This window comes from Variovorax sp. P1_G12, from assembly GCF_056405555.1.
Genome location: NZ_JBFUBW010000017.1, coordinates 137,351 through 157,597 on the forward strand (window position 1 = coordinate 137,351; position 20,247 = coordinate 157,597).

Genomic DNA, 20,247 nt, shown 5'->3' on the forward strand with positions numbered 1-20,247 from the left:
ACGCATGGGCAACTTTCAACCGAGGCGACTGAAAAGCTCAGCCGCATCCTCACGTGCCTTCGCATCCTCGATCGGCTCAAGAGGTTCGAGGCGGACGCCCTCGATGCCATCGACGTACAGAGGCCCTCCTTGGTCGTCGTCGTAGAGCTCGCCGTCATAAAGGCCGCCATCGTGATAGGCATTCAGGTTGTCCTTCATCAGATCGACGTCCAACAGCTGCGCAAAGTAGATCCATTTCCAGCATGTCCGCAGATCGTGGTCATTGAACTGCTCGATCAGCGTGCGCATCGCCCAGCCGTCGCCCGATTCGGCAGCACGAGTCAGCCAGTACTCGACATTCGGCTGATCGAAGCGATAGGCAAGATCGACGAGGCGGCGGGGATCGCCGCCCGCCTCGGCGGCCCGATGGAAGTAGGTCGCGTCCTCTCTCTGTTCTGCCAGATCCATCAGCGCGTCGGTGTTGCCGAGTTCGGCAGCTCGTTCGAGATGCTGCTGGGCCACTCGATCAGGGCTGCGCGGCGATTTCTTTCGAAGCAAGGCCGCCGCGTAGGCGTCGGCCCATTCTTTCTCCACGCCATGAAGCACCGTCCCCTCTTGCTGGACACGGTACCAATGGGCACTTCCCTCCTCCGCTTCATCGTCGAAGTCATCGTCGTCAGAGCTTGCCAACAGGGCCAACGCGTAGTGCGCGCGGTGATCGTCCGAGGCAGCGGCACGCTCCAGGCTCTCTCGCAGAACAGCCGAGTACGCGTCAGCATCCCAAAGCGCCCGATCGAAATCTACGTCCCTATCCTCGTCGTCGAATTCCTCACCCTCGTGATTCGCATAGAAATCGTTGACGAAGCCGTAGCCCTCTCGGGCCGACGCCACCACGTCGTCGAGATGGCGCACGCGGATTCCTCTTTCTTCGACCGCGCGCCTGATCGTCGCGGCAGCGACGAGCGCCACTTCCGGCGCGAGCCCGAGCTCAAGGGCTCGTGTGCCGGCGTCGCCGAAGGATCGCTTCTTTGCGCGAACGCGATAGTCGGGGTCTTCGTCGAAGACATGGTTAGCGCACAACGCGGCGTACGAGTCGAAACCCAGCGTCGCGGCCAGAGCCTGGTAGACGTGTCCGAGCGAGAACGAAGAACCCGCTGCCGCCTTGATGGCGCATTGCGCCTCAAATGCAAGCTTCTTGATAGTCATGGCAATCCTTTCGTGGTGGCAACACCGCGACGAAGCGAACGCACACGTTTAAAGCCTCGACGCGGCAGCGCCAAAAGGAAATTGCTGATGACTGAGAAGAGGGAGAGCCTTGTTTTACTCGTGTGCAAGTACGGTGGGCACCGGCGCAAAGTTTAGCGATTTGGCCGATGGTTGGCACTTCTGCGTTGCAGTTTCGCAACCGCTACGCGGCACTAGAACGCCTTCGGCGGTCAATGCCTCACCGCATTCGCCACGATCAACCGCGAAGTCGCCCGCCACGGCCTGCCGCGCCCCCAACACCGCCACCACCGGAAACTCCAGCCCCTTGCTCGCGTGCAGGGTCATCACCTTGATGCCAGCGGGTCGAAGTCGTGCGTGCCCTTGCGCACCTTGTGCGGCAGCCAGGCATGGCCTTCGTTGTGGGCGCTGGCCATCAGCTCGGCGATGCGGTCGGCCTGCTCGCGCGGGGTCGGCAGGTCGATGACGATCGGCTCGGCGCCGTCGCGGCCGCAGCTCACGGGGTGCAGCAGCGGGATGCCGTCGTCGCCGTTCTCCTGCGGGTGCAGCAGGCTTCAACCCGGCAGGACGACCGGTTCATCGAGTGCCGAGTAGTGGGGCCGCGATCCGTACACCAGTCTCCTGTACTCAGGCCCCAGCGCATTGAAGACGAATCCCATCTTGTAGTTCGTCCTCTCCAGATGGTAGTTCGCGCTCTTGAGCAAAGGCGCGATGGCCAGGGTGTAGGCGACCGGGCCGGTCGTGTGGAAGACCCCTTCGGCGCCTACGCCGAACCGTTCGACCGTGTAGTTCTCGATGTTGTTCAACACGTGTTCGATGACGGCTCTGAGAAAGACGTGGCGGGGGACGGCGGCCACATACCAATTCTGAAACTCGCCTTGCGGGAAGTTCGAGAAGTGCCCGCCCCACCCTGGATGAGTTCCATCCGGCCCATTGTCCCAGTGCGACAGCAGATACTCGTGACTTGAAACGATGTCGTCGAGCCTCTTGGTCAAGCCGCTTTTGAGGTCCAGGTAGACGCCGCCTACCCTGTAGATCAACAGGTAGCGAAAAAAGTCCGCCCGCGCAGCCCCGTACCGGGGATTGATCCTGTCATACGCCTTTTGGATCCGGGGGTCGTAGTTCTTGCGGATGAAATCGACGCAGGCCTTGTCATCGTAGAACTCGTGTCGCCAGCCCACGTTCTGTACCTGAAGCTTCTGGACGTGCTGGGCCAGCTCCGCGGGAAGCGCGGCCTGGGTATTGATCTGATGCAATATCCTGGGTATCCGGGTAAGCAATGGTTTTTGAAGCATGCGTCGTCGAGAAGCTGGATTGGGACCACTGAACTTTCGGCTGCGCTGCCCAGACCACGGACCTGCGATTTCGGCGAATCCTATGGCTTGGCATCGAGGGCGTTGCCGTGAAACGCGGTCACGGCAGTCTGGTCAGACTAGGTGGCGTGATTCTACGCTTGGCGTTCAAATCGAATCGCCATAGACTCGCGACCCCATGGACGCCCAGATCGCTTGGGCCGAGCGCTACTTCCGCGCCGGCCAGACAAAGAGTGCAGAACCGCTGCTGCGCCAGATCTTGGCCAAGCCGAACCCTCCGTCCAAGGCCTACGAACTGCTGGCCTACATCTGCGGCAACCGCGGCGAGACGGAGGCTTGCGAGGAATACCTGACGAAGGCCGCCAAGCTGTCCAAGTGCTCGCCGGAGTGCTTGTTCTATCTCGGTCGTGTGCAGCTCCAGAGCGGCCGTGCGCGCGAGGCGACAACTTCATTCGAACGCTCGCTCAAAGCAGGCGGCGACTTCTTTGAAGCTCTGCACGAACTCGGTGTCGCCTATGCCGCTTTGCACGAGGACGAACGCGCCGTGGCCGCGTTTCGCCGCGCCGAGCGCAAGAATCCGCGTTCGCCATTGCTGTTGCACAACCTCGCGAATGCCTTGACCGGTTTGGAGCATTTCAACGAAGCCTTGGATTGTTACGACCGCGCCCTGGCGCTGGAACCGGATCGCGCCGCCGCCTGGAGCGATCGCGGCTCGGTGCTCACTCGCCTCGGCCGGGGGCTCGAAGCGCTGCAGAGCTACGACCGCGCGCTGGCCCTGGACCCCGGCAACGTGGCCGTTCTGGAGGATCACGCCACCAGCCTGCTCGCGCTGCGGCGCTATCCGGAGGCGCTGGCCGCTTACGAGGCGTTGGCGAAAGTGGCTCCGGACAGCGACTACCTGCCCGGCCACCTGCTGCATCTGCGCATGCACGAGTGCATCTGGCAGGACTGGGAACGCGACACTCAGGGGTTGTTGGCGCGGGTCGGGCAGGGCGAACGCGTCGCGACCCCGTTCTCGTTGATGGGAACACCGGCGGATGCTGCGACGCTGCTGGCCTGCGCGCGAACCTTCGCCGAGAGCAGGTATCCGGCGCGCGACAACGACGAGTCGGCAGCGGCGAATGCGCCGCCTGGTGACGCCACCCGCAAGCTTCGCATTGCCTACTTCTCCGTCGACTTCCGAAACCACGCGACATCGCAGCTCATGGTCCGGCTTTTCGAATGCCACGATCACACTCGGTTCGAGTGGTTCGGCTATTCGCTCGCCCGCGGCGAAGCCGACGGACTGGGTCGCCGGGTCAGCGAGGCCTTCGATCATTTCATCGAGGTCGGCGATCACAGTGACGCTGAGATCGCCGCCATGGCACGTGAGGCGGGTATCGATATCGCAGTCGATCTCAACGGCTTCACACAGGGTTTTCGGGCCGGCATCTTCGCCCATCGCGCGGCGCCGCTGCAGGTCAACTACCTCGGCTTCCCCGGGACGATGGGGTGCACCTACATGGACTACCTCATCGCCGATCCGCGCCTGATACGCAGCGGCGAGGAGGCGCTCTACACCGAGAAAGTGGTGCGGCTTCCCGAAAGCTACCAGGCGAACGACAACACCAAGCGAATCGCAGAAAGCCTGCCTTCCCGTGAAGCCATGGGCCTTCCGGCTGAAGGCTTCGTCTTTGCCTGTTTCAACAACAGCTTCAAGCTCACGCCCGACGTATTCGACGTCTGGATGCGCCTGCTTCGCGATGTGCCTTCCAGTGTGCTGTGGCTGCTGGCGGGCAGCGAGCGCATGCAGGCCGAGATCGCCGCCGAGGCGCAGGCGCGCGGCGTGGCGTCCGAGCGCATCGTCTGGGCAAGCCGAGCGCCGCTGGCCGATCACCTGGCGCGCCACGCCCATGCCGACCTGTTCCTCGATACCTTCCACTGCAATGCGCACACCACTTGCAGCGATGCACTCTGGGCTGGCCTGCCGGTGCTGACTTTGGAAGGGAGCACCTTCCCTGCACGCGTGGCGTCCAGCCTGCTGCATGCGGCCGGCCTGGCTGAGCTGGTCACGCACAGCGTGGCCGACTACGAGGCGGCGGCACGGAGACTCGCAAACAACCCGGAGGAACGGGCAGGCCTGCGCGATCGCTTGCGCGTGGAGCGCGACCGGATGCCGCTCTTCGACACGCCGCGCTTCGCGCGCCACATCGAGGCCGCCTATGAGGCTATGGCGGAGCGCAGGCGAAATGGACTCGAGCCCGATCACATTTGGATCGAAGCGTTGCCGATTTGAAATGGCCCGGCCAGGCCGAACGTCGAAGCGAACCGCAGCCGACTACGCGATTCGCCCTCGTTGGGTCCGGTCCGAGTCACTGCCTCACCGCATTCGCCAGCTCACGGGGTGCAGCAGCGGGATGCCGTCGTCGTCCTTCTCCTGCGGGCGCAGCAGCTCGGTCGCCATCGCGCTGGCGGCCTGCAGGATCTGGCGGGTGTTGCGGTAGTTGATCTTCAGGATGGTGGTGCGGCCCTGCACCTGCACGCCCCCGCTCTTGAAGCTGAAGGGCTTACCGCCGCGCCGCTTGTCGTAGATGCTCTGGGCATCGTCGTACAGCAGCAGATCCCGGAATCACCCCTTTTTCATGCAGTGACAGCGTCTTCTGCATCAAAAATATTCGTCCAGAATTGATCCCATGCGTCCTTGCTTTTCTCATAGCCGATGCGGATTTCCCGTTCGCACTCAGGCGACTTGGTGATCTCTTCGTCAATGGCTGCCCGCAGCCGAAGCCGATGCTGAATATCGACCTCGCCAATGTGAATCTCCCAGAAGCGCCAATCGATCTCGTCGGCGATCTTCACTATTTCCGGATTCCGACTGAAGTGGGAGTGCATTGCAGAGAGGTAGAGCTGGCAGAGACATTCCCCACCCAGACCGCGAAGACCGACGCCTTGAGTCGAGGATTCGGTGACCATGAGTTCGCTAATTTCCTCGAGTAGTTTTACATTGCTCGGGATGGCCTCGAACTCCTCCGGGTTCGCGCCGACGCTCAGAAGAAACGAATCGTAGAGACTGGGGTGGGCGTCCTGAGAATTTCCTTCGCCGAGCTCTTCGCTCAAGAACTCCGCAAGCAAGCTCCGAAGCTTGCCGAAGGGCAAGCGGTGGACCAGTTGAGCCATGTCCGAGATGTAGTAGATGGTGAAGTATCGATACTGGACAAAGATCCGCCGAAGTGATTCCAAGGGCATCGTGGCCAGGGTTTGCAGCTTGCGATCCGCTAAAAATTCGGCTTCAATTTTGCTCTCGTCAGCTAGTTTCCAAAAGTCCTGCATGATTATTTCGTCCCTGTTTCCTATAGGCATGGATGCGCGTGCGCGCTCTCTTCCGAATCTCAAGTCTTGTCGTACTTTCCAACGTAGACCTTATTCGTGAGGTAGTAGTCAGTAATTGCAAGGAGCACCAGCACCTCTGTGCCGGTGTTGTGGGTCTGGTGGATCGCCCACCTCGGAGAGAACACGGCGTCGCCCGACTTCACCTGCACCCACGTTTCGCCGACGAGGATCTCTCCCGTGCCCGAAACGAAATAGAAAAGCGTCTCGTGCGCGTGCTTGTGCCTGTTGTTGTACTTTCCAGGCGGGATCCTCACAACACGCGGATCCAGCACTTCTGCCGTGCAGGGGTAGCGCTCGACAGAGAATGCGATGTTTCGCGTCTCGTCGATCTCGTTCAGCATGATTTCGCCAATGCCTGGGTAAAGCGCTACAGGGGATTCCGATTCAGTTTCGAGGCTTCTTCGAGATTGGATTCGATCCATGGAGGCCTTGAGGCGATTGAAGCGCAAGGCGGTATGGAGGTCATGGTGAAAATCGCGATTCAAGACCATCAACGTCTCAAGGGCTGCAGGATCTGCATCCCGGTTCCCGGAGGCCAGATCCTGACTGGCTGCACCCGCCGACAGGTCGCCTGCATCCTCAACCCTTGCCAACGCGCGGAAGACCGCATCGAGCGCAATTTCAGACAGATGCACGGTGCGCTTCACCAAGGAGCTCGCAGTGTGCGAAGGCGCTTCTTTGTACAGCGCCAGAACCGAGTTCACGAAGTGCTTGGCGAACGACGGCATCTGCAACTCATCGGCTGCGGAAACACCCGTCAACTCCAGAGCGGCCTTGTACCTTTCTACTTGTTTCACGCCGATGAAGACGGCGTCATATGCAGGAGAGTTCTCTCCATCATGCCCCAGCGACAAACGTCCAGGGGCAGTTAACAAGGCCGAATGAACCCATGCCAGTATGGGCATGAGAAATTCCCTGTCTCGCGGGCTGGTCCAGCCGGCTTCAAGTGCTCGAAGCACATGGCTCGATCGCAGCTGGGAACTTGGTTCTACGAGGCTGGTTACTCTTTCGCCGAACAACTGCACATGCTCTTCTAGAAATTCCATTGTTGGCTCCCTTGGTCTTCTAGTTCCTTCGCTTCATGCGTGTTTCGCATCGTCCATTCAAATTGGCTCTCGTCGTCCGCCCATCACAACGAGCGCGACCCCACCCATCACCAGCGCAATACCCACGAGGGTCAGCCAAGCTGGCACTTCCTTCAAGAAGAGCATGCCGATCAAGACAGCAAAGCCGGGTGCCAGAGCGCCAAAAATCGCAGCCCTGGGCGCGCCCAGCCGGCGCACGGCCTCCGTGTAGAAGTACATCCCCAAGATGGCCACTGCGATCCCCTGCGCCACCACCTGGAACGCCACGGCCGCGGGAGGCGCCAAGAAGATGTTGGGTTTCAGCCAGATGAAGTAGACGGGCGCAAACATGACGGCCGAACACACGTTCACCAAGGCGGTCGCATGCCACGGGCTCACGCCGGCACGGCGCTGGGCGATCGTGAAACTCGCAAAGCAGAGGCCGGCCAGCAGGAACAACAAGTCGCCCCGCCACTCGCCTGCTGCGCGGTTCGCGAACAGCGCATAGCCGCCGATGCAAAGGACGCCCGCCACAACGACCACCATGCCTGCCAGCTGCTGCTTTGCGAACCGCTCTCCGAAGAAGAGGCCGGACAGCACAGCAACCCAGATCGGCATCGTTCCGATCATGAGAGTGGCGACGTGGGACGCGGGCGCGAACTGCATGCCCACCGACCCGAGCATCATGAAAGGCACGCCAGCACCGAGCACCATCACGAGCAGTCTCACGATGCCGATCTTTTCGATCCCAAGGCCGTTTCGAATCAGAATCGGCCACAGCAGCAGTGCCGAAACACCGAAGCGCAGGAAGGTCACGTCGTGCGGCCCCAAAGTGGTGGTGACGGCGAATCGCGTAGCGACCGACCAGCTCGACCAGATCAGGGCAACGGCCAGGCCACAGAGGATCCCAAGGGTTGTGGCCCGTCGGCTGGCGGAGCCGGCCAGCGAGATAGGAACTGCAGCCACTTCATCTTCCCTTGCGCAGAATCTTGACGATTCCGATGGCATCGTCTTGCGCTTGCCCGGCCGCCATGGCCTCGGCGAACAACGAATGATTGACGGTGGCGATCGGCAGCCACACTCCGCGTTGAGCTGCCTCTTCGCAAACCAGGCCGATGTCCTTCGCCACGTGGCGAATGGGCGCCTGCTGGGTGAAGTCGTCGGCGATCAGCTTGGCGACCTTTGAACGCAGCACGTCGTTTGCAAGCGGCCCCGCCTGAGCCATCTCCAGGAACAGCGGCACGTCGAGGCCTATGCCCGCCGCGAAGTGCGTTGCCTCGGAGATCGCCTCGAAGCATGCGATCAGCAGGAGCTGATTGGCGAGCTTCATTCGCATGGCGGTCGGAACTGGCCCGCAGCGCACCGTCCTCTTGCCGATGGCATCGAAGATCGACTGAACGTCGTCGATGTGGCTTTCCTCTGCAGCCGACGCCAGGATGACCAGTTGCGCCATCTCCGCTGGCTGCTTGGAACCCGAGACAGGAGCCTCGACGTAGCGCGCGCCGACGGCCTCGAGGTTCTTGGCAAGTTCGGCCGAATAGGCGGGCGCGACCGTCGACATCAACACGATGGTCTTGCCCCTCACCGGTGCCAAGATGGCCCCCTGTGGCGTGCGCTGCAATGCCTGGTCGACTTCCGTATGGCCAGGAACCATGAGGATGACGGCCTCGGAAGCCTCGATGGCTTGGCGAGCGGAGTCTGCAACCTGGCTGCCCAACGACCTCAGCGGATCGCAGCGGCTCGGCGTCCGGTTGTAGACGGCGACGTCATGCCCGGCCTTGTGGAGATTTCTGGCCATGGGTTCTCCCATCACGCCGATGCCGATTATTCCAATTTTCACGTGCGACCTTTCTTTTGAGGCTCTAGCGGATCTAATAAAGCCCTGCGCTCACTTTAGGTAAAACCCCGCTTTCTCGAAAACGACTTATTGAGAACGAAAAGTTCGGAATGGGCGATGTATGGAGCTGTCTGACCTGCAGGTATTCAAGGCCGTGATCGAGGCCGGCGGTGTGGCACGCGCAGGCGAAGCGCTTCATCGCGCTCAGTCGAGCGTGTCTGCGCGAATTCAGGTTTTGGAAGAGAAGTTGGGCGTCGAACTGTTCCAGCGAGAGGGCCGAAAGATGCATCTCTCGCCCTCTGGCCGAATCCTCGCCAGCTATGCGGACCGCCTCCTGGATCTGGCTAGCGAGGCCACCAGCGCGGTCCGGATGGATCGGCCAACGGGGGTGCTGCGGCTCGGTGCCATGGAGAGCACGGCTGCAGTGCGTCTGCCGGAACCGCTCGGTCGCTTTCACGAGTGCTATCCAGAGGTCGCGCTGGAGCTCTACTCCGGCGACCCACAGCAACTGACCCGTCAGGTTCTTGATGATGAACTCGATGCGGCACTCATCGCCGAGCCGATCGCGGACCGCAGACTGGCGTCGACAGTGATCTACAACGAGGAACTGGTCATCGTGGCCGAGTCAAAGCACGCCACCATCTCGGCGCCGAGGGACCTTTCTTCGACAACGATTCTCGCTTTTCATCAGGGGTGCCCGCATCGCAAACGACTCGAAGACTGGTTTGCGCGCGGGCACGTGACGCCCGGGCGCATCGTCGAAGTCGCGTCGTACAACCTCATTCTCGGGTGCGTCGCGGTGGGCATGGGTATCGCGCTATTGCCCCGCAGCGTGCTTCAGATCTATGCGGAGCGCGACCGCCTGAGCGTCCACAAGCTTCGCTCGACATTCGGTCATGCCAAGACCTGTCTTGTCTGGCGAAAGGAGGCGCCTCAGGCGAATGTTCTTGCGTTGTCCTCCGTCTTGCTCGACCAGGGCGGAAGTCCGCAGCCGTCACAGGGGCGCCCGGCCTGAGAATGAGCGCAGCAACTCCATCGACATCAAGCCGGCAACTGCCTTGGTAGCCTCAGCGGAATGACACCTCATCTCTCAAACATCCATGCCGGCTGATTCACCCCGCAACGCCATAGCCCGGCAGTGGGAGCTTCTGAGATGCCTTCCGTCAAACGCACCGGGCAAGTGCGCAGCCGATCTCAAGGCGCAACTTGTCGGCGCCGGATATCTGATCACCAAACGGACGGTTGAACGCGATCTTGAGGCGCTTGCCAGCCTGTTCCCGATCACCCATGGCCTGACGGCACCGTATGACTGGCACTGGATGAAGGGTGGCGCCTTCGGACTGCTAGGCCTGTCGACCACAGATGCGCTGTCCTTGCATCTCCTCGAGCGCTATCTGCAGCCCATCCTTCCGGACGCTGTGAGGCTTCAACTGAAGCCGACATTCGAACTGGCTGCGGCAAAGCTCGCCGCGCAAAGATCGAGCAACCCGATAGGCGACTGGCCCAGCAAGGTGGCTGTCGTCAACACCGGCTTGACGGTCATTCCGGCCCCCATCGATGCAGCCGCGTTGCGAGTCGTGCAAGAGGCACTGCTGGCGAGCGAGCAGGTCGAGGTCGACTACCTCCGACCCGACGCCGAAGCTCCGAAAGCCCAGACGCTCCACCCGCTGGGCCTGGTGCTCTGCGGCCCCACGACCTATCTGGTCGCCACCGCCTTCCGCCATGCATCGCCGCGCCTCTATGCGATGCATCGTGTTCGCGAGGCGCGCCGCCTCTATGCTCCGGCCAAGTCTCCTCCAGGATTTTCGTTGCAGGCGTACATCGACGAGGGGGGCTTGCAGTTCGGAGATGGACGGCGCATTCGCCTCAAGGCCTGGGTGTCGCGGCAACTCGGCGCAGTGATGGCAGATGCCAAGCTCGACGCCCGCCAACAACTCGAACCCGCCGAAGGCGGCTACCTGCTGAAAGCATCGCTGCCCTACAGCTGGAAGCTCAGATGGTGGATTCTTTCGAAGAGCGGTGACATCGAAGTTCTCGCGCCTTCGGAACTGCGGTCCGAGATTGGTGAGCTGCTGGCCACAGCATCGAAGCGCTACGTGGACTGAGGTGGGGTTGGAGATCGGCATCTCGGGCGCTATGGCGCGACGTATTTCGTCGCGGTGCAAATCTAAGCTCGCAGGCATCCCCACCCCAGGAGCCTCGATGCTTGGACTCTTCGTCATCGTCTGCGGGCTTGCCGCGAGTCAGCACATAGCCCAGGCCGTGTTGGCCGCCCTTCCTCGCGGCAGGCTCTCGTCCTGGTGCTGGTCCTTTGTGGTCCAGTACGTGATTTGTCTCACGCTGCTGGTGCTTGTCGACCACGCACAATTGAAGGATGCGCTCTCTCCGACGATAGCCTTGACCGTGTTCGTCCGAATCTTCTATTTCATCAAGAATCTCAAAAACCAATGAGCGTCAACGAGACTACTTCTAGCAGCCAGCTTTCGGTCGGGGCGCAACCCGCTTCGCGCCTCACCCGTTGGTGCGCATTGGCATCCATCGCCCTGGTTTTGTCGACTGGCGTCACCTATTTGACAGGCACCGCGAGCTATGAAGAGCAACTGATCGATATCCTGGCCGCGCGAGGATTCTCCGAGACCGCGTACAAAGCCGCTCGCGAGTCGCCGGTGCTGAAGCAGATCATTGTCGAGGCAGCCGGCGATCGCGAGCTCACGCTCAATTTGGAGCTCGCGCTGGTCAAGCATCAGGACCGTGCCCGCAGCGTGCTCGAGGCCTTTGGCAGAGATGCGCAGTTCCAGGAAGTCCTGCTCAGGCATGGCGAAGTTGTGATACCGGTTATCGACTACTTCATGGTCAACGACGTGGCTACCATCTGGGCAAAGTCGAAGGTGCTGGCTGCTTGGGAATCCGTCACCCAGTTGTTTGGAAAAAAGACGGCCAAGCCGGGCGACGCGGAGAAGCTAGTCTATGGCCCTCGACTTCGGGGCATTTCCGCGATCGAGACCATTCGCGCGGATGGTCATCGCTTCCTGGGGCAGTTCGTCTTCGACAAAAACAATCAGGCGCACCGCGTACAGACGGACCGCGTTCTCGAAGTCCTCAAGGATCTGCTCGCGAGTGGCATCACCGATCTGGAATCCAAGTACCGCAAAGGCGATGTCATTTCCCTGCCCGACGTTGCCTGGGCGGGTGCCGACGTTCTTTCGGTCTTTGGCGCGACCAAGGCGGTGAAGTATCTTGGCAAGGCCGCGGTTTCGGGCAAGGTGGCCGAAGAAGCCGCAGTCGTTGGCCGCCGCACGACGCTGATGGGGCACAGCGTTCTGATCGGCGAGAAGGTCGGCGCGCGTGTGGCGAAGCTCGGCGCCAAGGTCGCAGCGGTCTACCTCGTCGTGCGTCATCCCAGCCTCCTCAGCGGGGTGTTCGGCGCAGTGGGAAATCTCCTCGGAATCCCGGCCTGGTTGGCGATCCTGGCTGGTTGGTGGGGCATCGCGCTTGCCGCGATGCTGGTGATCCTTCCCGTGCTGCGCGGCGTGACGCTTCTGATTCCGCCGATTCGGTGGATCGCCGGTGCTGCGGCGTGGGTTTTTCCTGCGCGGTCTCAGGCGGCTGCGGACTCCACTGCGGCTTGAACGTAGTTCAGCTTGCCGTCGACGACCTCGATGATGTCCATTGTCTCCAGCCTGGCCATCACGGCAGTCACCTTGTCAGGCGCCGGCTCCGGTCCGAAGCGCCATTGCATTCGCCGCTTCAATGCTTCCAGGTTTCTCGGCTTTCCCGCCTCCCGAAGGTCCTTCAGTATCTCGCCGTACACGAAGCTCACGGATCTCGGCTTCTTGGTCTTCGGTACGGACTGAATGGGAGCCGATGGCTTGCCAGCGGTGGGCTCGGATGCGGGCTTCGGTAGCACGCTCACCGACTTCGAAGGCGGTTCGACGATCGCAGGCACGGCACCCAGACTCTCCACACGCTCGACCTTTCGCCCCTTCGACCGGGTATGCACGATCGCTGGGTCATAGTCGCCGTCTTCCGCGACGATCATGAATCTCGCATTCGGCTCGTGTCTGCCAACGAGGTAGCCCAGATAGAGCACCAGGTGGAAGTCGAGCGAGTTCTTGCCGGGCCTGGAGATGTCGACGATGGAGACCTGCTCGCCCAGTTCCAGGTACTGGGGAAGCACATTGATCTCTTGCTCGCCGAAGAAGATCCAGGCCTCGCCGTCAGCACCCATCCACGACGCCACGCGCTCCGGCGCGGGCCGTCGATTCTGCAGATCGATCAGCAGGTAGGTCTTGGTCACAGCTGCGCATCGTGGCGATGCCGTCACTGACGGCCGGCTTTCTGCAAGGCGTCATTGCCGACTTTCGCCATGAGCATCCCGACGTCAGCGTCTCGCTGCTTACCTACAACTCGCCCGAGGTGGTGGAACTCTCTGCTACGGGGCAGTTCGACCTCGGGTACGCGATGACGCCGATCGCGCGCGACCGAGGTTCGTCGCCCCAGTCTCACTGGTCGATTGCGTGTATGTGCTTCCGCCTCGGGATCCCAAGCGGCAAAAGCGCGTGATCGCCGCGAGCGATCTGGCGGACGAGCCCTTCGTATCGCTCGCTTCGCCAAACTCGACGCGCCTGAAGGTCGACGCGCTCTTCAAGAACGAGGACATTCACCGGCGATTGATGATCGAGGCCAGTTGGTCTACTGCGGTCATCGGTTTCGTGGTTCAGGGAAACGGCGCAACCATTCTCGACCCGTTTTCGGCGGCCACGGCAGCCGCGCTCGGCTGTTCATTGCATCGCATGGCGCAACCGATCGCATTCTCTTTCGCCGAGATCAAGGCGAGCTCGTCAGCGGAAAATGAACTGGCGGCCCTGTTTTCCGATCGTCTCGACCAGCGGCTTCGCAAGCTTCATGGCTTCAACCGACCGAAGCGGCCGTCCGAAACCTGACGCTGCCGTCCGTGCATCAGCATTGGGCGGCGGTTCCTGGCCGAATGTGAATATCCGACCTCAACTCGAAGCGATCTTCGGTCCCACCTCAAATGTTGTCGCGGTGCATCCAGGCACCCAGCAGCGCGGTCAGTGCCGCACCCCCTGCGGCGGCGACCAGTACCGCTCGAATGGGTTGTCTGATTACGCAGCCGCGGATCACGTTCAGGACGTGATCGACCTGCTCCTGCAGTCGCCCTGCACTCAGGGGCATCGGTGCGGATGGCAGAGTTCTGGAAATCACCTCCTCGTCGTCGACGACCGTGCTGCTTTCATCCGCAACGATGGGGGACGCGCCAAACTCGTTCGAATTCATCGAAGATCTCCTCGAGTCATCCGTCTATGTTAGGGGAGATCGAGTGGGAAGCGCTAGGTCGGACGTATAGATGACCCGGTGGTCCCCGGCGCCCACCTGGGAGGGGTCGCCTTGGAGCCGAAAGAGTAGCTAGCGCAGAGTGGCTTGGGCAGCGATGTCAGTATCGTCGTACCATCCGGCCCTCGCATCCTCCGGAGGCCGCAATGCCCGACGACAACGCGAAGTTCGACAAGGAAGCCCTTTCCCTGATCGAGTCCCTCAAGGGACGGCGAAAGCCGGCCAAACGCGCTCCACGGAAGGCAGCGGCCCAGCCGGAAAAAGCAGCGGACAAGGAGAAAGTCGTCGTACGGCGGGCGGCAAATCGCTTTTAGCGTCTGCATGTTGCGGCCGGACGAGAGTTGACCCATTGGGGATGCGGACAAAAACTTGGACTGGTTTTATGCCGTAAGTCCAAGACTCTCTCGGTATTCGATGGGGCTGAGAGAGCCCAGGGAGATCTTGATCCGCTGTTCGTTGTACCAACGGATGTAGGAGTCCACGGCCTGTGTGAACTGCTCAATGGTTGTGGACTGCCAATTGCGAGGATAGAACAGCTCGGTTTTCAACCGGCCGAAGAAGCCTTCGCACGCCGCATTATCAGGCGAGTACCCTTTGCGCGACATCGAGCGAATGAGCTTCGCATCGGCGATGCGCGAGAGCCAGCCTGGCCAGCGATAGTGGGCACCACGATCGGAGTGAACGACGGGCCGGTCTTTGGTATCGACCACCGTCTCGATGGCCGCATCCAGCATCGTGTTGACGAGCTCAGCGTCCGGGCGCGTACCGAGCGACCAGCTGACGACCATGCCGTCGAAGCAGTCGATCATGGGAGACAGATACACCTTGCCAGCCGGGATCTGGAACTCCGTGATGTCAGTGAGCCACTTCTCGTTCGGCGCTGCAGCCCGGAAGTCTCGGTTGAGAAGGTTGTCTGGCGCCGGACTGATCTCTCCCAGGTATGAGCCGTACCTGCGCCGCTTCGGCTTGGCAACAACCAAGCTCTCTTGTTTCATCAACCGCTGCACCACCTTCTCCGAGATGCCGACGCACTGCCTGGTCAGCGAAGCCTGCAGCCGGCGGTAGCCATAGCAACGGTGGTTGCGCTCGAAGATGTCGGTGATGGTGCGACGCACCTCGGCGTACTTGTCCGCGGCATCGAGCCGGGCTCGATGGTAGAAGTAGGAACTGCGCGCCAGGCCCACTTCGTTGAGCAGTTCCCCAAGGGTATACGTCTGCCTCAGGGCATCAACCAGCAGCGTCTTCTCCCGATTGGTCAGGAGTTGCCGGTCGATGCCCAGGTCTTTTTTTAGGATTTCATTCGCCTTCTTCAAGAGGTCTTGTTCGAGCTGCAATCGTCGGATGTCGCGCCGGAGGGCTTCGAGCTGGCGCTCCAGCTCCTCCCGTTCCGGGCCTGGCGGTAGATCGTGTTGGCGCTTCATGGATGCTGGAACCTCGCGGCCGAGTAGCTGGTTCTTCCAGTTGTACAGGGTTGGCCTGCACACGCCCAGCTCTTGAGCCACGGCTTGCGCACTCTCCTGGCGCGTGCACAACGCGATGACAGCTGCCTGCTTCATCGCTGGCGGCCGCTCTATCCCGTTGGATCGGCCGACGACGCGAATGTGCAGCTCGGGGTGCAATTCGTGAATCCAGGAACGCAGCGAATCGCGTGCCGGATAGCCCAACGCCTTGATGGTGAATGCGATGCAGCTCCCATGATCAAGGTAGTGCCTGACAGCCACCTCCTTCTGCTCTTGAGAATACTTGGGCTTCGAGCGCGCATAGCCCTTTGGTAAGTCGATCCGCCGCTCGTACTCCCGGTACCAGCCCTTCAACGCATTCTTGGTCGGGTACCCCAATTGACGAATGGTCGCCCTGACGCGTTTGCCGAGCTTGATGAAGAGTTCTACCGCTCGAATCCTGTCCTCGTACGAATACATGAACTACCTCCTGGTAGTCCAAGTTTTTGTCCGCATCCCCATTTGCCGGAATTTCTCTGACCCATTGACGGGCGTTGAAAATCTTGCCCGCACCAGGATTGCGAGGTAACGCAAGGGGTCAGCTCAATGTCGGCATCTGGGCCAAAAACGCGCCGGCGCCAACAACTGTGACTCCCAACAGTCAGTGAGCGTGGCCAGGACCCCGGGGACGTCTCGGCGTCCGAAAGCGGCGTAGGCCTGCTGGCCACGGCGCGGGTGCAGCCAGGATCATGGTCTTGCCGGAGCCCGCCACGCGCGTGGATCACGCGGTGGCCGTCGCCGAGGCTGCGCGCCAGCTGCTCCTGCTGCAGGTCCATCACGCGCAGGAAGTCAAAAGAAGATGAGGAGAAGAGCGTACCCCCCTCAGCCACGCGCACCTCGGGAAACCGCTTTAAATCGCGCACAAAGTGCTCGGAATTGTTCGGTTACATTTGGAACACACATCCCACGCCTTTACCGCAATGGGAAACGGAGGCCGATTGAATCTCGAGCGATCAGATGCGCGACTAGCAAGGTACGGCTGGGCGCTGCCATCTCCTAGAGGAAACCGTGTGTTCGAGGTGATCGATTGAGTGCAGGTCTCCCCCGTGACCCTTGGGCCGCTCTTCTCGATGACCCCGCCATCTGCGAAGTTGGTGGCGAACACACGAATGAAGGCATCGACTACGCTAAGTTCCTGGCGATGGCCCTGTTGGTCGAGATGGAAAAGGGCGACCTCCCCGACTACGCACTGGTCTTCGAATACCTCCAAGATATTGCGCTTGTTGATTCGGCGGTTGCTCCTACCAAGGCAACGCTTATCCAAGTAAAGAAGCGGACCCGGGGCCAGTGGTCCAAGGCCATGTTGTGTCGAAAGGAGCTTGGCTCCGCCGTGGACGAGGACGAGGCCTCCACCGAGGCCCACGCAAATGTTGCTGGTGCCGAGGCGCCGCCCTCAGAAAAATGTGCGCCTCTGAAAACGAAGAAGCGAAATGGCAAGCTTGGTGCCAAGTCGCCGTTAGGCAAGCTATACCTTTGCGTCGACAAGCTCTCAAATGTTGTGGAGGCGGAGGGTGTATTCATTTCAAATGCAGGCAACGACCTCAAGGGGGCCAGTGGGAGTCCGGTGCCTGCCTACTCGAGAGCAGCCATTCAACATCTTCACGTCGAGGATGTCGAATACATCCGCAGGAAGCTCACTTCGGAGCTGAAGCAGCCGTCGTTAGACCACCTCGCCAAATTGGCGGTTGAACAGTCCAGCGTCGTTCCGGCCTCAATGCGCGAGACCGTTCGTGGGCTACTGGACAAGCTCCTTACCGAGAAGTATCCGACCCTGCCCAGCGTTTCGGGGCAGCTACAGGAAAAACTGCTGGCGGCTTTCTCCGCCTGCTCGGGCCCCTCTGGCTCGTTGTCCTCGCTCAAAGAAGTCCTGATGAAGAAAGGCTTCACGCGAACGGCATTCAGCTCCTTGGTCGAACAGTTCGCAGCGACTCGGACGGCAGCTGGCCATCTCGATGTAGTTATCGATGGACTGAAGGTCGAAGGAATGCCGGCAAGGGCCGCCGACAGGCTTCGGTCTGAGGCTAGTCGTTTGCAGATTCAGATGGTTCGAGAACCCCAGACCAGGGAGATTCTTCTTTGGGACGTCGCTGTTGACGCAGCCGTGCGATGCGCTGATCTTGAAAAGTACATCAGCGCGCTCAATGAGATCACCGCCGAGCTTCAGGCTCAGGTCAACGCCCGTGCGCACGGGCCAACAAGCGATCGCGAAGCAAGAGCAATCGCACTACTGGCAATCATCCATGTCGACCAAGAACCTACGTCGTCTAGTTCGAAGTCTCCGGGTCAAATCCAATGAAAAGCTTCCAATTCGACAAGCTCTGGCTGCTCTCCGAAAAGGAGAAAAAGGCTCGGGTAGTCCCGCTGCAGCCGAACGCGAACGCCTTAGTGGGAACGAATCACACGGGTAAGTCGACCGTCTCCCGGAGCCTGTTCGCTGCGTTTGGCTGCAACACCCAGCCCCTCGGGGGCGAGTGGGACAAGGATGCGGTCGTTGCGGTCGAATTCACCCTCGAAAACCTAGCCTACACCATGCTCAGACATGGCGGTGTGTATACCTTGTTCGACTCAGAACGGTCAGTGATATGGGCCACCGCAGACGCAGGAGAACTTAGAGACCACTTGAGCAGGCTCTTTGGATTTGTGCTCACGCTGACAGCCAACAAGACCAACGAGATTCGTCCAGCACGACCAGCTTTTTTCTTCGCGCCGTTTTTTGTCGACCAAGATGGAAGCTGGGACTCTGGTTGGCGGACCTTCCGAAGCCTGGGCGAGTTCCAGCAATGGGAACGGCCCACCTTGGATCTGGCTTTAGGCATACGCCCTCCAGAGTACTGGCTTGCATCCAGTGAACTTGCCGGCAAGAGGCGCGAGCTCGATGACATTGAGCGTGAGCAGAAGATCTTGGATTCCGCGCGCAAAAAACTTGCTGAGCGTTTCCCCAGGACGCCTTGGTATCGCGATGCGATGACGTTCAGGCGCGAACTCAAGCTGCTGGAATCTCAGGCAGGACAACTCGCGATTGAACAAGACGCCGTTCAGAGTCGTGCAGCAGAGGCAGCCGCAACGCGAGACGCACTAGTAGTGCAGATTCGCCTCCTTGACGGGGCGCTGGGCTCACACGCAGCGGACATGGTGTTTCTGGATGGCTACGAGGTCGGCAACGACATCATCTGTCCAACTTGTGGCACACCACACGAACACTCATTCCACGAGCGATTGAATCTGGAGGCCGAAGCAGATGAGCTTCGGCAACTGAGGTCAACCCTTTCGATCCGAGTCAAGGTTGCCGAGCGAGAGTACGACAACGTCTCCAAGTCACTTGCAAACCTAGATGTCCAGGCGAGGCAAATCGACGTGCTGCTTGATACTGAGCGCGGAAAGCTGAAGCTGAGAGAGGTAGTAGACCGCGCGGGCATCGACAAGGCGTTCGACGCGTTTGAAGAGCAGCGTGCGCAACTAGACCGATCGAGAGGCGACGCGAGTCACCAAATCGAAGAATTTGAAGCTCGACTTGCTTCGCTTGATGACCCTAAACGAGCTAAAGAAATCCGAGCCTTCTTCAACGCTCAATACAGTGAATTCGCAACGCAACTCAATGTCCCCGCATCACTGCGCACACGCAAAGGGGAAGTGAAAATCAAACCACAGCAAGGTGGAAGTGGTGGCCCCCGCGCTGTGCTCGCCTACTACTTCGCTCTAGCTCATACCGCTGCAAAATATTCACCAGCGATCCTCCCACCCTTGGTCATCGACTCACCTCACCAGAAGGCACAAGATGAAATCAATCGCCCAATGGTCACTGAGTTCATTTTTCGAAACCGAGTTCCAGGGCAACAAATCATCGTAGGTATCGAGGAAGCGCTCCCGCAATCCATTCAACTAGATGATCGAGACACTGAAACTAGTCTCCTGGTGAAATATGGGCTTTTGCAAGAAGATCAGTTTCAGCTCGCCCTAAACAACCTGCAGCCTTTGATAGCTTCCTCTTCCGAACATCTTCGCAAGATCAAGTACAGTCGTCTGTGACGATGAACGCAGATTCGCACCTTGCCCTCCAATGAGGTCTTTTCATCTTCAGTCGCGCCGAACAATCAACCAAATCTCTCGGCCGCCAAATCAATAAGAAGCGCTCACATTAAGTGAATCGATATGACATATAAAGTAATCGTAACAAAATCATTTCATGGCGATTTGAAAAAGCTGCTGAATCAGGGGCAAAAGAAAGTTGTTCAGGCAGTACGCGCCTCAATGACAGAAGCCGGCACAAACGGAGAGATTCAATCACTGCCACGCACCAAGCACGGCGAATCAAGAATACCCAACGTCGAAAAATATGATCTTCCAGAAGCATATCGACTGGTAGTTCAATTGGTCGACGGAAAAGAAAAATCCAGAGCGTTTCTCTTCGTCGGAAACCATGATGATGCCGAGCATTGGCTAGATACCCATCGAAATTATAAATGGGTGAAAAGCGCAACGGACGGAATGCTCAATTTTGTGCTTGTGACGGTTGAAACCGACAGTCGCCATATTCCTGCGGATCGGCTAGATCTGCAATCTCCAGACGATTTTTTACAACTCCCTCTATTGCGCACGCTAGTTGATAG

Annotated in this window: 22 protein-coding genes and 1 pseudogene; 11 read left to right on the top strand and 12 right to left on the bottom strand. The window is 60.0% G+C overall.

Annotation, left to right across the window (positions count from 1 at the left end):
• Positions 1-15: 15 nt before the first annotated feature.
• From AC1D2O_RS20550 to AC1D2O_RS20565, 4 genes are all read right to left on the bottom strand, one after another.
• The gene (locus tag AC1D2O_RS20550; RefSeq protein WP_478157814.1) at positions 16-1,185 is read right to left on the bottom strand and encodes a hypothetical protein; all 1,170 of its coding nucleotides are present in this window, start codon (positions 1,183-1,185) and stop codon (positions 16-18) included.
• A 114-nt stretch (positions 1,186-1,299) separates the two neighbouring features.
• Complete coding sequence (locus AC1D2O_RS20555; RefSeq protein ID WP_478157815.1) at positions 1,300-1,530, bottom strand: hypothetical protein; 231 nt, start codon at positions 1,528-1,530, stop codon at positions 1,300-1,302.
• On the bottom strand, positions 1,530-1,703 hold the full coding sequence (locus AC1D2O_RS20560) for a hypothetical protein (RefSeq protein ID WP_478157816.1): 174 nt from the start codon (positions 1,701-1,703) through the stop codon (positions 1,530-1,532). Before AC1D2O_RS20560 ends, AC1D2O_RS20555 begins: the two co-directional genes overlap by 1 nt.
• Before the next feature lie 54 nt (positions 1,704-1,757).
• Positions 1,758-2,459, bottom strand: coding sequence for a glycosyltransferase family 32 protein (locus AC1D2O_RS20565; protein ID WP_478157817.1), 702 nt, complete (start codon positions 2,457-2,459; stop codon positions 1,758-1,760).
• Between the two features lie 235 nt (positions 2,460-2,694).
• Here AC1D2O_RS20565 and AC1D2O_RS20570 point away from each other — a divergent pair, with 235 nt between their 5' ends.
• A complete protein-coding gene (locus tag AC1D2O_RS20570) occupies positions 2,695-4,791 on the top strand; it encodes an O-linked N-acetylglucosamine transferase family protein (RefSeq protein ID WP_478157818.1) in 2,097 nt (698 codons plus the stop codon).
• A 99-nt stretch (positions 4,792-4,890) separates the two neighbouring features.
• Here the strand turns inward: AC1D2O_RS20570 and AC1D2O_RS20575 are convergent.
• The 5 genes and pseudogenes from AC1D2O_RS20575 to AC1D2O_RS20595 all read right to left on the bottom strand — a co-directional run.
• A pseudogene (locus tag AC1D2O_RS20575) lies at positions 4,891-5,115 on the bottom strand (DNA helicase II); the annotation flags it as partial.
• A gap of 20 nt (positions 5,116-5,135) precedes the next feature.
• On the bottom strand, positions 5,136-5,825 hold the full coding sequence (locus AC1D2O_RS20580; protein WP_477650353.1) for an iron-containing redox enzyme family protein: 690 nt from the start codon (positions 5,823-5,825) through the stop codon (positions 5,136-5,138).
• Between the two features lie 59 nt (positions 5,826-5,884).
• Positions 5,885-6,931, bottom strand: coding sequence for a cupin domain-containing protein (locus AC1D2O_RS20585; RefSeq protein ID WP_478157819.1), 1,047 nt, complete (start codon positions 6,929-6,931; stop codon positions 5,885-5,887).
• A 57-nt stretch (positions 6,932-6,988) separates the two neighbouring features.
• A complete protein-coding gene (locus AC1D2O_RS20590) occupies positions 6,989-7,915 on the bottom strand; it encodes a DMT family transporter (RefSeq protein ID WP_477650204.1) in 927 nt (308 codons plus the stop codon).
• Position 7,916: 1 nt separating this feature from the next.
• Entirely contained in the window at positions 7,917-8,825 is a 909-nt protein-coding gene (locus tag AC1D2O_RS20595) for an NAD(P)-dependent oxidoreductase (protein WP_477650210.1), read from the bottom strand.
• Positions 8,826-8,907: 82 nt separating this feature from the next.
• Here AC1D2O_RS20595 and AC1D2O_RS20600 point away from each other — a divergent pair, with 82 nt between their 5' ends.
• The 4 genes from AC1D2O_RS20600 (at position 8,908) to AC1D2O_RS20615 (ending at position 12,415) form a co-directional block, all read left to right on the top strand.
• Positions 8,908-9,801 (top strand): LysR substrate-binding domain-containing protein, encoded by an 894-nt coding sequence (locus tag AC1D2O_RS20600; protein ID WP_477650205.1) that lies wholly within the window; start codon positions 8,908-8,910, stop codon positions 9,799-9,801.
• An 85-nt stretch (positions 9,802-9,886) separates the two neighbouring features.
• Positions 9,887-10,891: a helix-turn-helix transcriptional regulator gene (locus AC1D2O_RS20605; protein WP_478157820.1), complete on the top strand. Its 1,005-nt coding sequence runs from the start codon at positions 9,887-9,889 to the stop codon at positions 10,889-10,891.
• A gap of 97 nt (positions 10,892-10,988) precedes the next feature.
• Positions 10,989-11,237: a hypothetical protein gene (locus AC1D2O_RS20610; protein WP_477650207.1), complete on the top strand. Its 249-nt coding sequence runs from the start codon at positions 10,989-10,991 to the stop codon at positions 11,235-11,237.
• Entirely contained in the window at positions 11,234-12,415 is a 1,182-nt protein-coding gene (locus tag AC1D2O_RS20615; RefSeq protein WP_478157821.1) for a hypothetical protein, read from the top strand. Before AC1D2O_RS20610 ends, AC1D2O_RS20615 begins: the two co-directional genes overlap by 4 nt.
• Here AC1D2O_RS20615 and AC1D2O_RS20620 read toward each other — a convergent pair.
• Positions 12,385-13,083, bottom strand: coding sequence for a PIN domain-containing protein (locus tag AC1D2O_RS20620; RefSeq protein ID WP_477650209.1), 699 nt, complete (start codon positions 13,081-13,083; stop codon positions 12,385-12,387). The genes AC1D2O_RS20615 and AC1D2O_RS20620 overlap by 31 nt on opposite strands.
• A gap of 17 nt (positions 13,084-13,100) precedes the next feature.
• On the opposite strand from AC1D2O_RS20620, the gene AC1D2O_RS20625 reads away from it, so the two are divergent.
• Together AC1D2O_RS20625 and AC1D2O_RS20630 are read left to right on the top strand one after the other, a co-directional pair.
• A complete protein-coding gene (locus AC1D2O_RS20625) occupies positions 13,101-13,349 on the top strand; it encodes a LysR substrate-binding domain-containing protein (protein WP_477650211.1) in 249 nt (82 codons plus the stop codon).
• A complete protein-coding gene (locus tag AC1D2O_RS20630) occupies positions 13,346-13,729 on the top strand; it encodes a LysR substrate-binding domain-containing protein (RefSeq protein ID WP_478157822.1) in 384 nt (127 codons plus the stop codon). Before AC1D2O_RS20625 ends, AC1D2O_RS20630 begins: the two co-directional genes overlap by 4 nt.
• 88 nt (positions 13,730-13,817) lie before the next feature.
• Here the strand turns inward: AC1D2O_RS20630 and AC1D2O_RS20635 are convergent, their stop codons facing one another.
• Complete coding sequence (locus AC1D2O_RS20635) at positions 13,818-14,084, bottom strand: hypothetical protein (RefSeq protein ID WP_477650597.1); 267 nt, start codon at positions 14,082-14,084, stop codon at positions 13,818-13,820.
• A gap of 203 nt (positions 14,085-14,287) precedes the next feature.
• Between AC1D2O_RS20635 and AC1D2O_RS20640 the strand changes: the two genes are divergently transcribed.
• Positions 14,288-14,455, top strand: coding sequence for a hypothetical protein (locus AC1D2O_RS20640; protein WP_477650596.1), 168 nt, complete (start codon positions 14,288-14,290; stop codon positions 14,453-14,455).
• A 66-nt stretch (positions 14,456-14,521) separates the two neighbouring features.
• On the opposite strand, the gene AC1D2O_RS20645 is transcribed toward AC1D2O_RS20640, so the two are convergent.
• Positions 14,522-16,060, bottom strand: coding sequence for an IS3 family transposase (locus AC1D2O_RS20645; protein ID WP_478157823.1), 1,539 nt, complete (start codon positions 16,058-16,060; stop codon positions 14,522-14,524).
• Between the two features lie 607 nt (positions 16,061-16,667).
• On the opposite strand from AC1D2O_RS20645, the gene AC1D2O_RS20650 reads away from it, so the two are divergent.
• The 3 genes from AC1D2O_RS20650 to AC1D2O_RS20660 form a co-directional block, all read left to right on the top strand.
• A complete protein-coding gene (locus AC1D2O_RS20650; RefSeq protein WP_477650697.1) occupies positions 16,668-17,936 on the top strand; it encodes a dsDNA nuclease domain-containing protein in 1,269 nt (422 codons plus the stop codon).
• Complete coding sequence (locus AC1D2O_RS20655) at positions 17,933-19,666, top strand: hypothetical protein (RefSeq protein ID WP_478157824.1); 1,734 nt, start codon at positions 17,933-17,935, stop codon at positions 19,664-19,666. Before AC1D2O_RS20650 ends, AC1D2O_RS20655 begins: the two co-directional genes overlap by 4 nt.
• Before the next feature lie 123 nt (positions 19,667-19,789).
• Positions 19,790-20,247: hypothetical protein (locus AC1D2O_RS20660; protein WP_478157825.1), on the top strand; the 458-nt coding region annotated here is incomplete at its 3' end.